Raw genomic sequence first — 14,299 nt, 5'->3', positions numbered from 1 at the left:
GGCGGCCGTCGCCCCGGCCGCGCAGCGCATCGCGTACACGGGGCCGCTGAGGTCGCCGGTCCGGGGTGTGCCGAATCCGCCGTGGGCGCAGTGACGGGGGATGCCGCCCGCCGCCTGTTCGCGTTCCAGGACCTCCACCTCCGGTACGCCGGCGGCGGCGAGGCCCGCGGCGGCCGCGAGCCCGGCCGGTCCGGCGCCCACGACCAGGACGTCCACCCGGCGTTCGCGGCGGGTCATGGGCGGGCCTCCTCGACGCGGGCGCGGAGTGCGGCTCCGCAGTGGAAGCCCTGGCAGCGTCCGTTGCCGGCCCTGGTCCTGCGGGCGAGTCCCTCGGCCGTGCGCGGCGGGAGGGTGGAGGCGAAGGCGTCGCGGATCTCGCCGGCCGTGACGCGTTCGCAGTGGCAGACGAGGGTGCCGTAGGCGGGGTCGCGGGCGATGAGGTCCGCGTCGAGGTGGGGGCGCACGGCGGCCTCGCCGAGGTTCGGCAGGGTGAGCGGGGCGAGTTCGGCCGGTTCGCCCGGATCGATTCCGGCGCCGGGGAGGAGGGACAGGACGTGCTCGGCGATGGCCATCGAGGCGGTGAGGCCGGTGGAGCGGATGCCGCCCACCGTGATCAGGCCGCGGTCCGGGTGGGCGGTGATCCGGTAGTCCTCGCGGCCGGTGGCGGCCCGCAGGCCCGCGTAGACGGCGGTGACCTCCTCGTCCAGCAGCCGGGGCAGCACCCGGCGGCCCTGCTCGCGCAGGAGGGCGAGCCCTTCGGCGGTGGACTCGGTGGCCTCCTTGTCGTCCAGGTCCTCGGCGGTGGGGCCGAGGAGGACGTTGCCGAAGACGGTCGGTGCCACCAGGACGCCCTTGCCGGCGGCGGTGGGCACGGGCAGCAGGATGTGCCGGACGAGGTCGCGGGCGAGCTTGTCGAAGACGATGAGCTGGCCCCGGCGCGGGCGCACGGTGAAGGTGTCGATGCCCAGGAGCCGGTCGACGCTGTCGGCGTGCAGCCCGGCGGCGTTGATGAGCAGCCGGGAGCGCAGGGTGCCGCGCGCCGTGGTGACGGTGTGCAGTCCGCCGGTGTACGCGAGCCCCTGGACCGGGCAGTCCAGGTGGAGGTGGACCCCGGCCCGGACCGCCTGGGTGGCGTAGGCAAGCGGGGTGGTCCAGGGGCAGATGACGGATTCGTCGGGGATCTCCAGGGAGCCGAGCGCGCCGGGCCCGAGGTGGGGTTCGCGGGCGGCGGTCTCCTCCGCGTCGAGCAGCCGGGCCGCGTGGTAGCCGTTGCGCCGGGCCTTGGCCAGCAGGCCCGGAAGGGCGTCGAGCTGTTCCCGGTCCCAGGCGACGAGGAGGGCGCCGACGCGTTCGACGGGGATGCCGGTCTCGGCGGCGTAGCGGGAGAGCAGGCGCTGTCCCTCGCGGACGAGCCGGGCCTCCAGGGTGCCGGGGTGGGCGTCGAAGCCGGTGTGCAGGATGGCGGTGTTGGCCTTGGAGGTGCCGTTGGCGATGTCGTCCGTGGCCTCGACGAGCGCGGTGCGCAGGGGGTGGCGGGCCAGGGCGCGGGCGAGGGCGGTGCCGACGACTCCGGCGCCGATGACCGTGACGTCGTACGGCGGGGTGCCGGGGAGGGGCTGCCCGGCCCGGGTGACGACGGGTGGCGGGACGGCTCCGGACGTGGGGCGCGTGGTCATCGTGCCTGCTCCCGTGCCGTCCGCCGGGCCCGGGCGCCCCGGCACGGGGCCGTCCGCGCGGTCCTCATGGCCGTTCCACGAGCGTGCGCACGGCCGCGCGGAAGGTGTGGAGGCGGTCGGCGGCCTCGTCGGGGCCGATCCGGGGTTCGTAGACGGCGGCCGGTTTCCAGTCGGGGACGGCCCGGTGCGCCGGGAGCGAGGGGTCGGCGCCCATGCGGGCGACCGCGCCGACGCCGAGCGCGGTGACGTCGGGCAGGGCCGACACCTCCACGGGGCGTTGCAGCAGGTCGGCCTGGGTCTGCATCAGCAGGGCGGACCGGGTGAGGCCGCCGTCCACGCGGAGCACGGACAGCGGGGTGCCCCGGTCGGCGGCCACCGCGTCGGCCAGTTCCACCACCTGGGCGGCGATGCCCTCGCACAAGGCGCGCACCAGGTGTCCGGCGCGGGTGTCCAGGCCGAGGCCGGTGACCGAGCCGCGCAGGTCGCCGCGCCACCAGGGGGCGGCGAGGCCGGCGAGGGCGGGGACGAAGGTGACGCCGCCGGAGTCGGGGACGCCGGAGCCCACCGGGTCGAGGTCGGCGGCGCCGGAGATCACGCCGAGGTCGGTGAGCCAGCGCACCGCGGAGGCGGCCGTGTAGACCTGGCCGTCCAGGCAGTACGCGGTGTGCCCGCCGAGCCGCCAGGCCACGCAGGAGACGAGCCCGCCGCTGCCCCGGGACGGGGTCGCTCCGGTGCCGGCCAGCAGGAAGGCGCCGGTGCCGTAGGTGCACTTGGCGACGGCGGGGTCGAGGGCGCTCTGGGCGAGGAGGGCGGCCTGCTGGTCCACGAGGAGGCCGGTGAGCGGGAGGTCGCCGCCGAATGCGCCGGTGGTGCCGAAGTCCCCGGCGGCGTCCACCACGGCGGGCAGCCGCTCGTCGCCGAGGCCGTAGGCGTCCAGGGCGGCCGGTGACCACGCGACGCGGTCCAGGTCGAGGAGCTGGGTGCGTCCGGCGGTGGCGGCGTCGGTGACGAAGGCGCCGGTCAATTGGTGGACGAGCCACGCGTCGGTCGTCGTGACGACGCCCTCGCGGGTCAGTTCGCGGCGGATCCAGGCCATTTTCGGGGCCGCGAAGTAGGGGTCGAGCGGCAGTCCGGTGAGCTGCTTCAGCTCGTCGGCGCGGGGGGCGAGTTCCGCGCAGACGGGGGCGGCGCGGCGGTCCTGCCAGACGATGGCGTCGGTGAGGGGGCGTCCGGTGTCCGGGTTCCAGGCGAGCACGGTCTCGCCCTGGTTGGCGAGGCCGACGGCGTCGACGGTGCCGCCCGAGTCGGCCAGCGCCCGGCGGCCTGCCTCGATGACGGAGGCGAGCAGTTCGGCCGGGTCCGCCTCGACGGCTCCGCCGGGACCGTACCGGGGGCGCACGGGCGCGGAACCGGTGCCGATCACGCCTCGTTCCGGGCAGATCACCAGCGCTTTCGTTCCCGATGTGCCCTGGTCGACGGCGAGCACCGGGCCTGTCATCGGTTCTCCAGCGGTACGCAAGCCAGAGGCTTGGACGGAATGGTGATCTTCGGACGCGGCCCCCAGGGTGGTGCAGGCCGACGGCGGCGTCAAGCATCGGCCGCCCGTATGTCCAAAACCGATCGGATACCGTCCGGCGACTTCAACCGCGTTTCCGGGATGCCGACTTGAGGAAATCAATGATTCGTTCGAGGAGGGGCGCAAAGGGCTCTACACTCACCGCCGTGCAACACCGGACGCGTTAAAACCGTTCGCAATTCAACAGCTTCTTCGCCCCCACGTCACCGAGGATCGATGAATTCAGCACCCAGCCGCGAGCGCGTCCATGGCCAACGGTGAATTCCGGCCGGTTTACCATCCGGCCGGCCACGACAATGAACTCCGCGCGGCGTTACAGGACTTACGCACCGGCCGCTGGATCGCCATGCGCGACCTGCTCGCGCGCACCCCGGACTGGACCCTGTGGACCCAGCGCACCCAGGTGCTCGGTGCCGTCGCCGCGGGCTCGGACGCGGTCCAGGCCTGGCTCGCCGAGGAACCGGACAGCGCCGCCGCCTTCGTGATGCGCGCCCGGGTCGCCGTCGAACGGGCGGTACGGGCCAACCGCTCCGGACACCCCAGCGGCCGGGAACTCTGGCAGGAGGCGTGGGAGGCGTGCCGCGCGGCGGCGCACGCCGTACCGGCCGACCCGGTCCCCTGGGTCTGCCTGCTGGCCCTGTCCCAGCTCGACGCCGCCCAGCGCCTCGCCGAGCACCGGCTCCCGCCGCCCGGCCCCATGCTGTTCCCCGGCCCCTGGGGGCTGCTGGCCGAGGCCGACCGGCGCGACCCGCACAACCGCGAGGCCTACCACCGGATGCTCCAGTTCGTGTACGCCCGCAAGGCCGGCGGGGCGCTGTCCGAAGCGGTCAACTTCGTCCAGTGGGCGTCGTCCACGGCGCCCGAGGGCTCCGCCCTCCATGTGCTCCCGCTCTACGTCCGGGTCGAGCGCTACCGCCGCGAGCACGACCACGACAAGGCCCTCGACCTGCACTGGGTCACCGAGGACGCGGAGCGGGAGGCCGTGCGCGCCCTGGAGTTCTGGTACCGCCTCGCACCCCCCTCCGGCCGCGCCCTGCCCGACCTCAACCACCTGGCGCACGCCCTGTGGGGGGCGCTCCGGTTCGCGGAGGCCGCCGCGGTGTTCCGGGAGCTGGGCCCGTACTTCACCTCGCTGCCCTGGGCCTGCCGCTCCCGTACCCCGGACGACCCCGGTGGTGCCGAGGAGGTCTTCGTGCGCGCCCGCGCCCGCGCGCTGGCGGCGGAACCCGGCTGACCCGGCCGTCCGTCCCCCGGCCGCCCTCCGTTCTTCTGCTCACCCACCCGCTCAGGAGGTTTCGCATGTCCGTGTCCACCTCGCCCCGGAAGGGGGCCGAGAGCACCGCGCCGAAGGACGAGGAGCAGCGGCTCCGCGAACTCGGCTACCAACCGGTCCTGGCCCGCCGCATGGGCGGGTTCGGCAACTTCGCCATCAGCTTCTCCGTCATCTCGATCCTGTCCGGGTGCATGACGCTGTACGGCTTCGGCATGTCCACGGGCGGGCCCGCGGTGATGCTGTGGGGCTGGGCCGGGGTCGGCCTGTTCGTGCTCTGCGTCGGCATGGCGCTCGCCGAGGTGACCAGCGCGTATCCGACGTCCGGGGCGCTGTACTACATGGCGGACCGGCTGGGCGGCCGGAAATGGGGCTGGTACACCGGCTGGCTGAATCTGCTCGGTCTCCTGGGGGCCATCGCGGGCATCGACTACGGCGCCGCGCTGTTCACCGGCGCGCTGATGAACCTCCAGTGGGGCTTCACGCCGACCCCCGGCAAGACGATGATCATCTTCCTGTGCATCCTGCTGCTGCACGCGGTGCTCAACCTCTTCGGGGTGCGGCTGGTCAGCATCCTGAACTCCATCAGCGTGTGGTGGCACCTGGCCGGTGTCGCGGTGATCGTCTCCGTGCTCGCCCTCGTGCCCTCGCACCACCAGTCGCCCTCGTTCGTCTTCACCGAGTTCGTCAACGACACCGGCTGGGAAAATCCCCTGTACGTGGCGGCGATCGGGCTGCTGCTGGCGCAGTACACGTTCTGCGGCTACGACGCCTCCGCCCATCTGTCCGAGGAGACCTCCAACGCCTCGGTCACGGCGGCGCGCGGCATCGTCCGGGCGATCTGGGTCTCCTGGGTGGCCGGATTCGTCCTGCTGGCCGGGCTCACCTTCGCCATCCAGGACTACGTGGCCACGCAGAAGAGCGCGACCGGTGTGCCGCCCGCCCAGATCCTGATCGACGCGCTGGGCACCTCGGGCGCCACGGCCATGCTGCTGATCGTGATCGCGGCGCAGTTGTTCTGCGGCAACGCCGAGGTCGCGGCCGCGAGCCGGATGGTGTTCGCGTTCAGCCGGGACAACGCGCTGCCCGGCTCCACGCTGTGGCGCAAGGTGAGCACCCGTACCCAGACGCCGGTTCCCGCGGTGTGGCTGTCGGTGATCGTGGCCGGGGTGCTGGCGCTGCCGTCGCTGTACTCGGCGACCGCGTACGGGGCGGTGACCGCGATCAACGTCATCGGGATCACTCCGGCGTACGCCATCCCGATCTTCCTGAAGCTGCGCGCGGGCGGCCGGTTCCAGCGCGGGCCGTGGCACCTGGGCCGCTGGTCGAAGCCGGTCGGCTGGATCGCCGTGGTGTGGGTGGCGATCGTGACCGTGCTGTTCCTGCTGCCGCAGTCCTCCCCGGTGACCATCGACTCGATGAACTACGCGTCGATCGCCCTGGTCGCCGTGCTGGTCCTGGCCACGATCTGGTGGTTCGTCGCGCGAAGCTCGTACGGCACGCCGTCGGCGTACGGGAACGCGCGCGAGCAGGCCGAGATCGAGGAGGGCATCGTCTGACCCGCCCCCTCACGCCGAAGGCCCCGCGCACCGATGGGCGCGGGGCCTTCGGCGTACCGCCGTCAGGTCAGCAGGAGTTGGAGGCCGCCGACGACGGTGGCGGCGAGCACGACACGTTCGAAGAGGCGCTGGTCGATCCGGTCCACGCACGTGCGGCCGATCCAGGCGCCCGGCAGCACGAACGCCAGCAGGCAGGCGTCGAGGAGCAGCGAGCGTCCGTCGATCAGTCCGAGGCCCACGCTGAACGGGACCTTGGAGGTGTTGACGATCAGGAAGAACCACGCCGATGTGCCCAGGAAGCCGAGTTTGCGGAACCCGGCCGAGAGCAGATAGAGCGACATCACCGGGCCGCCCGCGTTGGCGACCATGGTGGTGAAGCCGCCGAGCACCCCGTACGAACGGGCCTTGAGCCGTTCGGCGGCGGTCGGCGGCCCGTCGTCCGCCCCGGGTTCCGCGACCGCGTCGGCCCGGCGGCGGCGCAGGACGGTGACCCCGGCCATGAAGACCAGGATGGCGCCGATCGACGTCCGCACGGTGGCGTCGTCGGCCCACATCATGAACAGCGTGCCCGCCACCACCCCGGCGGCGACGGCCGGGAAGAGCCGCAGCAGGGTCGGCCAGTGCGCGTGGCGGCGGTAGACGAGGACGGCGAGCACATCGCCGGCGATCAGGATCGGGAGCAGTACCCCGGTGGATTCGCGGGCGGGGAGGACCGCCGCGAAGACCGCGAGACTGATCGTGTTGGCGCCGCTGACGGCCGTCTTGGAGAAGCCGACGAGGGCGGATGCCGCGGCCAGGGCCGCCAGTTGACCGAGGGTAAGTGTGTCCATGCCAGGCGTGAGGGTAGTCGCCGCCCCGGCACGATTCCTAGGGCGTGTTTTGAAAGTAGCGCCGTCCGCCCGGAGGGCGGGCCGGACGACGTCCGGTGCGTGCGATCGCAAGGCGCCGGGAAGCCCTTGTAGCGGAGCTACCAGGGCTTTTCGGCAACGCCGCGAGCGTGCGTGCCGGACGCCGTCCGGCAGGCGGGACTTTCAAAACACGCCCTAAACGTCTGTGCGAATGACGACCACCAGGGTGCGGGGGCCGTGGACGCCCTCGACGCGTTCGAGTTCGATGTCGGAGGTGGCCGAAGGGCCGCTGATCAGGGTGGTGGGGCGGTCCGGGACCAACCGGGCGAGCGCTTCCGGCACGCCCGCCTCCACGGTGGACAGGTCCACCACGCACACGTGGAGGTCGGGCACCAGGGTCAGCGCCCGTCGGCCCTGGCCGGGCGAGCCGTCCAGGAAGAGGGTGCCGGTCTCGGCGCAGCCGGCGGCGGACGCGGTGACGACGCCGTCGAGTTCGTCCAGGCGCGGGGCCGGGATGTCCGCGGAGTCCCGCCGCACCTCGCCGTCGTAGCCGGCCAGCCATCCCTCGTCGAGCCCCGGGGGCACCCCGATCACCGCCGCCCCGTGCTCCCGCAGGACGCCGGCGACGACCTCGGCGGTCCGGCCGGCGGTGCAGGCGTGGACGTGGGCCCGGTAGTCGCGGAGGCGGTCGGTGAACAGGGCGAGGCGTTCCTCGTCGGGCAGGGTGCGTCCGGTGCGGTAGGCGCGCGGCACCGGGGTGGCGGTCGCGGGGGCGAGGGCGAGCGCGTCCCGGACGCGGCCGAGCACGGTCTCGCGGGCGGTGGTCACTGGCCGTCCTCCTGCTGCGGGTCGGGGGTGTGCGCGGCGGCCGCCTCGCGCAGGGCCGCGGTGCCCTCGGGTGAGGCCAGCCAGGCGCGGAAGGTCTGCTTCGGCGGGGCCGGGGTGTCGCGGCTGTCGCTCCAGCCGGAGAGCGGGGGCGGCAGCTTGGGCAGCTTCCCGTCCCGGCCGGCCAGGACGCGGCCGAGCCGGGAGGCCTTCTGCGCGGCCGCGTACACCGCGGGCCTGCTCATCACCGCGCCGGCCGCCTTCATGGCCAGCTTCTCGGCGGTGGTGCCGGAGTGCTCGGTGTGCTGGTGGCGCAGTTCGACCAGCAGCGAGGGGATGTCGATCTTCACGGGGCAGGCGTCGTAGCAGGCGCCGCAGAGGCTGGAGGCGTACGGCAGCGAGCTGTTGGGGTCGTTTTTGGCGGCGTCCATGCCGGCCAGCTGCGGGGTCAGCACGGCACCGATCGGTCCGGGGTAGGTGGAGCCGTAGGCGTGGCCGCCGGCCCGCTCGTACACCGGGCAGACGTTGAGGCAGGCGGAGCAGCGGATGCAGTTGAGGGCCTGGCGGCCGATCCGGTCCGCGAGAGCGGCGGTGCGGCCGTTGTCGAGCAGCACCAGATGGAAGTCCCGGGGCCCGTCGCCGGGGGTGACGCCGGTCCACATCGAGGTGTACGGGTTCATCCGCTCGCCGGTGGAGGAGCGGGGCAGAAGTTGCAGGAACACCTCCAGGTCCCGGTAGCGCGGGACGACCTTCTCGATGCCCATGACGGTGATCAGGGTGTCGGGCAGGGTGAGGCACATGCGGCCGTTGCCCTCGGACTCGACGACGCAGAGGGTGCCCGTCTCGGCGATGCCGAAGTTGGCGCCGGAGACGGCGACCTTGGTGGTCATGAACTTCTCGCGCAGGTAGGCGCGGGCGGCGGCGGCCAGGTGGGCGGGGACGTTGTCCAGGGAGGGGTCGACGCCGGGAATGCCGTCGAGGAAGATCTGCCGGATCTCGTCCCGGTTGCGGTGGATCGCGGGGACGAGGATGTGCGAGGGCTTGTCGTGGGCGAGTTGCACGATGAGTTCGGCGAGGTCGGTCTCGTACGCGGTGATGCCGAGGGATGCCAGGTGCTCGTTGAGGCCGGTCTCCTGGGTGGCCATCGACTTGACCTTGATGACCTCGTCGCTGCCCGTCCCGCGGACCAGCCGGGCGACGATCTCGTTGGCCTCGGCGCCGTCGCGCGCCCAGTGGACGGTGCCGCCGCGCGCGGTGACGTTGCGTTCCAGCTCCTCCAGGAGTTCGGGGAGCCGGTTCATGGTGTCGGTCTTGAGGGCCGATCCGGCGGCGCGCAGTTCCTCCCAGTCGGGCAGTTCGCCGGTGACGGCCAGCCGTTTGGCGCGGATGGTGCGGGTGGCGCGGCCGAGGTTGCGGCGCAGTTGCCCGTTGCGCAGTTCGTCGTGGGCGGCGGCGGGGAAGGTGCGCTCGCCGCGCAGGTTGCCCGTGCCGTACGGGGAGCGGGGTGGGGTCGCGGGCATGCCGAGGAAGGTGGGGTTCACCGGGTGGCCTCCGTCGGGACGTACGGCGCGGTGCGGGTCGCGGACAGGATCTGGGCCAGGTGCAGGGTGCGGATGCCGGCCCCGGACCGGGAGAGCCCGCCACCGATGTGCATCAGGCAGGACGAGTCGCCCGCGGTGCACACCTCGGCCCCGGTGGCGGTGACGTGGCGCATCTTGTCCTGGAGCATAGCGGTGGAGGTGTCGGCGTTCTTGAGGGCGAAGGTGCCGCCGAAGCCGCAGCAGGCGTCCGCCTCCTCCAGGGCGACGAGGTCGATCGCCTCGACGGCCCGCAGCAGCCGCAGCGGTTTGTCGCCGACCCGGAGCATGCGCAGCGAGTGGCAGGTGGGGTGGTACGTGACCCGGTGCGGGAAGTACGCGCCGACGTCGGTCACGCCCAGCACGTCCACCAGCAGTTCGGACAGTTCGTATGTCTTGGCCTTGACGGTGGCGACGCCCGCGCGCAGCGCCGCGTCCCCGTACCGCCGGGCGACGATCTCGTGCTGGTGGCGGACCGATCCGGCGCAGGAGCCGGACGGCATGACGACGGCGTCGATGGAGGGGTCGCCGAACTGGGCGGCGAAGTTGCGTACCAGGGGGACGGGTTCGCGCTGGTAGCCGGTGTTGACGTGCATCTGGCCGCAGCAGGTCTGGTCGGGCGGGAACACCACCTCGTGGCCGAGTCGGGCCAGCAGCAGGGCGGTGGATTTCACCGCCTCGGGGAAGAGGGTGTCGCCCAGACAGGTGGCGAAGAGTCCGATGCGCATGGGTCTCCCGGTCATGGCTCTCGGTGGGCGGGCGTCGCACGTCCGGTTTATGGTCCGACCATACTACGCTCGGCCCGTGCGGAGAGCCCGCCGCGCACATACGGAGAAGCCGCCGCACCGGCCCCGGGTGAGGGCGGTGCGGCGGCTTCGGTGGGCACGGGGTCAGGCGTCGCCTTCGGGCGGCGGGTCGGCGACGAGGGTGCCGTGCAGCCCCCTGATGTGGGTCTCGACCAGGTCGGCCGCCCGCTCCCCCTCGCCCGCGCGCACCAGCCGCAGCAGTTCGGCGTGGTCGGCGTTGAGCGCGGCGGCGGTGGCCGGCCAGTCGGACTCCGCCTCCAGGGCGCGCAGGATCAGCGGCCGCACGGACTCGCGCACGGCGGAGGTGAGCGTGCAGGTGAGGGCGTTGCCGGAGCCGCGGGCGACGCGGACGTGGAACCGGGTGTCCAGGTCGTTGAACTCGGGCACGGCGATGCCCGGCTGCGCCATGCGCGCGACCAGCGCCTCCGCCTCGTCGAGGTCGGCCGCCTCGGCGTGGCGCGCGGCCGCCTCGAAGCTGGACCGTTCCAGCACGACGCGAGCCTCCAGCATGTCCGCCAGGCTGTAGCTGCCGAGGGCGAAGTGGAGCCGGAGCAGCCGGCCGAGGGCGTCGTCGGGGTTGCGGACGATCCGGGCGCCCGCGTCCGGGCCGCGGCCCGGCTGGGCGACCAGCACACCGATGGTCTCCAGCACGCGCAGCGCCTCGCGCAGCGCCGACCGGCTCACACCGAGCACGGGGGCCAGTTCCCGTTCGGGCGGCAGCCGGTCACCGGCCCGGAGGTCGCCCGCGAACACCCGTTGCTCGATGCTCCGGAGCACCAGCTCATGGGTACGCGACTGCCGTACGGGCTCCCATTCGACGGGCATCGGCCATCCTCTGTTCCGGTCGGACCCTCCAATATGTCACACACCGTATGTGGTCGGACCTCATGGCGGAGGCGCGCTCAGTACGTGACGTGGATGCGCCGTGCCTCGCCGTCCACCCGGATCAGGCCGCCGGACGGGATGATCGCCTGCGGGTCCGTGTGACCGCAGTCGACGTCGAGGACGGCCATGGTGCGGGGGGCGTACTCCGCGAGTGCCCGCAGCACCGCGTCGTGCTGCTCCCCGCTGTACAGCGCCCCGGCCCCGGGGTCGAGCGGCTTGCCGAAGGACCAGTTCTTGGCCCGCGCCATGAGCAGGGCCGGGAAGCGGTGCAGCAGGCCCCGCTCCCCCATGCTGCGCAGGATGCGGTACACCTCCTCGGCGGAGGGCATCTCCTCCGAGGTCTCCAGGAACAGCACGCGCCCCTCGTACGCCTCGGGGGGCAGGATCTCCCGGTCCGCCATCAGCAGCCGGGACAGGGTCTCCAGGTTGCCGCCCCAGGCGGTGCCCTCGACCACCCGGTCCGCGTGGTGCCAGCTCCACCCCTTGCCCGGGAGCAGTTCGGGTGCGGCGTCGAAGGTGCGGGGGTCCTCCCAGGGCCGGTTGACGCTGCCCGTCTCCTCGGCCGGCACCAGTTCGTACGGGCCGTGCGTGAACAGCGCGGCCCGGAGGGAGTCGGCGGTGAAGGGGTGCAGCGCGCCGGGACGGCCGAGTTCGACCATCACCGAGCCGCCGTGGTAGCCGACGATGCCGAGGTTGTCGAGGAACACCAGCAGGTTGGTGCAGTCGCTGTAGCCGAAGAACGGCTTGGGGTGGGCCCTGAGCAGCTCGCGGTCCAGATGCGCGAGCACGGTGATCTGGTCGTCCCCGCCGACGGTGGAGAGGACGGCCTTGATGTCCGGGTCCGCGAACGCGGCGTGGAGGTCCGCCGCGCGCTCCTGCGGGCTCGACCCCATCTTCCGGGTGGCGGGGTACTCCACGGGCTCCAGGCCGAAGTCCTCCCGGAGCCTGCGCAGGCCGAGTTCGTACGGGAGGGGGAAGAGGCCGGGCAGGCCGGCCGAGGGCGAGACGACGGCGACGCGGTCGCCCGGCCGGGGTTTGGACGGATAGCGGGAGGGTGTCATCCGACGAGCCTAATGATCACCCGGGGCCGGTCCGCCGGGTGTCACTCCCGGTCAGACGTGCGAACCAGCACCAGGAGATCCATCCAGCTGACGGCGGGCCGGTCCGGTTCCTGCTCCGCGGCCGTGCGCAGCCGGCGCATCCCGCGCTCGAACTCCTCGTCGTCCAGGCCGCGCAGCTTCGCGTCCGTGTCGCGTCTGATCCGGTCGGCGAAGCCGGCGAGGCTCGGGGCGCTCTCCTGCGGCACCGCGTGCAGAGCGACCCGGGTGAATCCGGCCCCGGCGAACGCCTCACAGGTCTGCTCCACGGTCGGGTAGCCGTCCACGATGCGTTCGGCGCCGGGGAAGAACCGCACCCGCAGATCGCGCGCGCACCGGCCGGGGAACGAGTTGCGGACGAGCACCGGGGCGCCGGGCTTCAGGGCCCGGCGCAACTCCCGTGCGGCGGCGTCCAGATCACCGATGTGGTGAATGACCGAGCCGAGCCAGGCGGCGTCCGCGCAGCCGTCCGGCACGGGCAGGTCCTCGGCCCGTCCGTCCAGCGCCTCGATCAGTGCGTGCCGGGGGATCAGCTCCCGCATGGCGGCGGCGGGTTCCACGGCCAGCACCCGCACCCCGAACCAGTCGGCGAACGCGGCGGCGAACGATCCGGTGCCCGCGCCGACGTCCAGCACGGTGGCGCCGGGGCCGAGGTCCGCCTCGGCGGCGATGGCGGCGCGCCACGCGGTCAGCCCGTCCCGCGGTATCTCCCGTGCGAGGCGGTAGTCCTCGGCGAAACGACGGTCGGGGGCGGTCGCTTCCATGGGCCTTCACTTCCGGCGTGATCGGGCGGACGCGGACGAACCGGACCCGCCGCGCCTCGTCGGCGGATGTTAGCGAGCACCCCGCCAGTTGTCTAGACCAGAAACAGGGGCGAAATCGGCGCGGCAGCGGTCCCGTTGGGGCCGGAGCACCACCCAGTTCATACGATTCTCAGGCAGCCCGGATACGGTGTCCGGCGTGACCCACACGACCCCGCCCGGCTGGCATCCAGATCCCGGGTACTCAGGATTCGGCCCCCGCCACGAGCGCTGGTGGGACGGCACCCAGTGGACCGACCACCTCCGCGTGCCCCCGGCGGCCACCCGCAGCCGGCGCGTCCGCGTCGCGGCCGGCGTCACCGCCGCGGTGGTGGTGCTCGCCGCGATCGGCGGCGGCGTCTACCTGCTGACGGACGACTCGGGCGGCAAGGACGAGACGGCGGTCTCCGCCCCGTCCGACTCCCCCTCCTCCTCCCCGTCCGACTCCCCCTCCCCCGACCGTGAGCGCGGCGGCTCCGGGGACGAGCGGGACGGCGGGGACGGCGAGCGCGGGACGCCGGATCAGCGGCTGCCGGCCGAGGACGGATACGCGACGGACCTGGCCAGCGGCATCAGCATCCCGGTCCCGGACGGCTGGAAGGGCGAGTCCGGCATGGGCGCCGGGGTGACCACCGGCTCGTACCCCTGCCCCGGCGACACCGGCAAGAACTGCGTGCGCGGCGGGGTGTTCTCCGCCCCCGCCGAGGCCCTGGAACTGACCACCTCGACCGCGAAGGCCACGGCCGAGAAGGACATCGCCAACAACGCCGAGGCGTCCTACGGCGAGGCCGGCTACGGCGCCATCACCTCGCACCAGGAGCTGAAGTCCGAGGCGGTCACGGTGGCCGGGCAGAAGGGCTACCGGGTGCGCTGGAAGGTCGTGACGAAGAACGGCGACGACGGCTACGTCGAATCGCTGGCCTTTCCGTCCCCGCTGGCCAAGGACACGATGATCGTGGTCCGCTCGGGCTTCGACATCAACGACAAGGCCCCCTCGCTGTCCGTCATGGACGAGATCACCCGGGGCATCAAGGCGGCCCCGGGCGCGGGCTCCGGTTCCGGCACCGACGCCTGACCGTCCCCCAGGCGGCGCACGGCCCGGAGTGAGTATCCGGGCCGTGCCGTCTGAGTACGTCACCCGATCCCCGGCCGGGCCGCCGCCGCTGAGATGGGATCATGGTTCCCGACGCCCAGCGGCTCCGCATCCGGCACGTCACCCGTGCCGGCACCACCCTCGCCCTCACGCTCGCCCCGCTCGTGATCGGCGTGCTGTTCGCGCGCACGATGGCGCTGGACCCGCACACCCCGGTGAACGCCCTGATCACCCGGGGCGGCCGGGGCGCCGGACCCTCGCCCGCCGAGTGGCGCGGCTGCGGGCGG

14 protein-coding genes are annotated in these 14,299 nt (G+C 73.2%); 4 read left to right on the top strand and 10 right to left on the bottom strand.

Annotated elements, in window-relative coordinates:
* From MHW47_RS21380 to MHW47_RS21370, 3 genes are all read right to left on the bottom strand, one after another.
* On the bottom strand, positions 1–237 hold a 237-nt coding region (locus MHW47_RS21380), incomplete at its 3' end, for an FAD-binding protein (RefSeq protein ID WP_239225394.1).
* Positions 234–1,676 carry an NAD(P)/FAD-dependent oxidoreductase gene (locus MHW47_RS21375; protein WP_239225393.1) on the bottom strand — a complete coding sequence of 481 codons (1,443 nt, stop codon included), beginning with the start codon at positions 1,674–1,676 and terminating at the stop codon, positions 234–236. The genes MHW47_RS21380 and MHW47_RS21375, both read right to left, overlap by 4 nt.
* A 64-nt stretch (positions 1,677–1,740) precedes the next feature.
* The gene (locus tag MHW47_RS21370; protein ID WP_239225392.1) at positions 1,741–3,174 is read right to left on the bottom strand and encodes an FGGY family carbohydrate kinase; all 1,434 of its coding nucleotides are present in this window, start codon (positions 3,172–3,174) and stop codon (positions 1,741–1,743) included.
* Between the two features lie 325 nt (positions 3,175–3,499).
* Between MHW47_RS21370 and MHW47_RS21365 the strand changes: the two genes are divergently transcribed.
* Together MHW47_RS21365 and MHW47_RS21360 are read left to right on the top strand one after the other, a co-directional pair.
* Positions 3,500–4,486, top strand: coding sequence for a hypothetical protein (locus MHW47_RS21365; protein ID WP_239225391.1), 987 nt, complete (start codon positions 3,500–3,502; stop codon positions 4,484–4,486).
* 65 nt (positions 4,487–4,551) lie between these two features.
* Positions 4,552–6,081, top strand: a complete 1,530-nt coding sequence (locus tag MHW47_RS21360) for an amino acid permease (RefSeq protein WP_239225390.1) — start codon at positions 4,552–4,554, stop codon at positions 6,079–6,081.
* A gap of 62 nt (positions 6,082–6,143) precedes the next feature.
* Here MHW47_RS21360 and MHW47_RS21355 read toward each other — a convergent pair whose 3' ends face one another.
* The 7 genes from MHW47_RS21355 to MHW47_RS21325 all read right to left on the bottom strand — a co-directional run bounded on the left by MHW47_RS21355 (position 6,144) and on the right by MHW47_RS21325 (position 12,883).
* Positions 6,144–6,911, bottom strand: a complete 768-nt coding sequence (locus MHW47_RS21355; RefSeq protein WP_239225389.1) for a sulfite exporter TauE/SafE family protein — start codon at positions 6,909–6,911, stop codon at positions 6,144–6,146.
* 213 nt (positions 6,912–7,124) lie between these two features.
* Positions 7,125–7,757, bottom strand: a complete 633-nt coding sequence (locus MHW47_RS21350) for an LUD domain-containing protein (RefSeq protein ID WP_239225388.1) — start codon at positions 7,755–7,757, stop codon at positions 7,125–7,127.
* A complete protein-coding gene (locus MHW47_RS21345) occupies positions 7,754–9,274 on the bottom strand; it encodes a lactate utilization protein B (RefSeq protein WP_239225395.1) in 1,521 nt (506 codons plus the stop codon). The genes MHW47_RS21350 and MHW47_RS21345 overlap by 4 nt, the downstream gene beginning before the upstream one ends.
* Before the next feature lie 17 nt (positions 9,275–9,291).
* Entirely contained in the window at positions 9,292–10,059 is a 768-nt protein-coding gene (locus MHW47_RS21340; RefSeq protein ID WP_239225387.1) for a (Fe-S)-binding protein, read from the bottom strand.
* A 162-nt stretch (positions 10,060–10,221) separates the two neighbouring features.
* Positions 10,222–10,962, bottom strand: coding sequence for a FadR/GntR family transcriptional regulator (locus MHW47_RS21335; protein WP_239225386.1), 741 nt, complete (start codon positions 10,960–10,962; stop codon positions 10,222–10,224).
* A gap of 77 nt (positions 10,963–11,039) precedes the next feature.
* Positions 11,040–12,083, bottom strand: coding sequence for a S66 peptidase family protein (locus tag MHW47_RS21330; protein WP_239225385.1), 1,044 nt, complete (start codon positions 12,081–12,083; stop codon positions 11,040–11,042).
* Between the two features lie 41 nt (positions 12,084–12,124).
* Positions 12,125–12,883, bottom strand: a complete 759-nt coding sequence (locus MHW47_RS21325; protein WP_239225384.1) for a class I SAM-dependent methyltransferase — start codon at positions 12,881–12,883, stop codon at positions 12,125–12,127.
* A gap of 196 nt (positions 12,884–13,079) precedes the next feature.
* Here MHW47_RS21325 and MHW47_RS21320 point away from each other — a divergent pair, with 196 nt between their 5' ends.
* Together MHW47_RS21320 and MHW47_RS21315 are read left to right on the top strand one after the other, a co-directional pair.
* Entirely contained in the window at positions 13,080–13,994 is a 915-nt protein-coding gene (locus tag MHW47_RS21320; RefSeq protein WP_239225383.1) for a DUF2510 domain-containing protein, read from the top strand.
* 101 nt (positions 13,995–14,095) lie between these two features.
* A partial coding sequence (locus tag MHW47_RS21315) for a hypothetical protein (RefSeq protein WP_239225382.1) occupies positions 14,096–14,299 on the top strand: 204 nt, incomplete at its 3' end.

The sequence above is a fragment of the Streptomyces sp. OfavH-34-F genome, from assembly GCF_022347745.1.
Lineage (GTDB): Bacteria > Actinomycetota > Actinomycetes > Streptomycetales > Streptomycetaceae > Streptomyces.
The sequence above is the reverse complement of the archived record's forward strand: the minus strand, read 5'-3'. Positions and strand labels throughout refer to the sequence as shown.

What these genes read in the sequence shown, in the direction of transcription:
- MHW47_RS21375 (WP_239225393.1), bottom strand. Translation starts at nt 1,676, where the DNA reads ATGACCACGCGCCCCACGTCCGGAGCCGTCCCGCCACCCGTCGTCACC.
- MHW47_RS21370 (WP_239225392.1), bottom strand. Translation starts at nt 3,174, where the DNA reads ATGACAGGCCCGGTGCTCGCCGTCGACCAGGGCACATCGGGAACGAAA.
- MHW47_RS21365 (WP_239225391.1), top strand. Translation starts at nt 3,500, where the DNA reads ATGGCCAACGGTGAATTCCGGCCGGTTTACCATCCGGCCGGCCACGAC.
- MHW47_RS21360 (WP_239225390.1), top strand. Translation starts at nt 4,552, where the DNA reads ATGTCCGTGTCCACCTCGCCCCGGAAGGGGGCCGAGAGCACCGCGCCG.
- MHW47_RS21355 (WP_239225389.1), bottom strand. Translation starts at nt 6,911, where the DNA reads ATGGACACACTTACCCTCGGTCAACTGGCGGCCCTGGCCGCGGCATCC.
- MHW47_RS21345 (WP_239225395.1), bottom strand. Translation starts at nt 9,274, where the DNA reads ATGCCCGCGACCCCACCCCGCTCCCCGTACGGCACGGGCAACCTGCGC.
- MHW47_RS21340 (WP_239225387.1), bottom strand. Translation starts at nt 10,059, where the DNA reads ATGCGCATCGGACTCTTCGCCACCTGTCTGGGCGACACCCTCTTCCCC.
- MHW47_RS21335 (WP_239225386.1), bottom strand. Translation starts at nt 10,962, where the DNA reads ATGCCCGTCGAATGGGAGCCCGTACGGCAGTCGCGTACCCATGAGCTG.
- MHW47_RS21330 (WP_239225385.1), bottom strand. Translation starts at nt 12,083, where the DNA reads ATGACACCCTCCCGCTATCCGTCCAAACCCCGGCCGGGCGACCGCGTC.
- MHW47_RS21325 (WP_239225384.1), bottom strand. Translation starts at nt 12,883, where the DNA reads ATGGAAGCGACCGCCCCCGACCGTCGTTTCGCCGAGGACTACCGCCTC.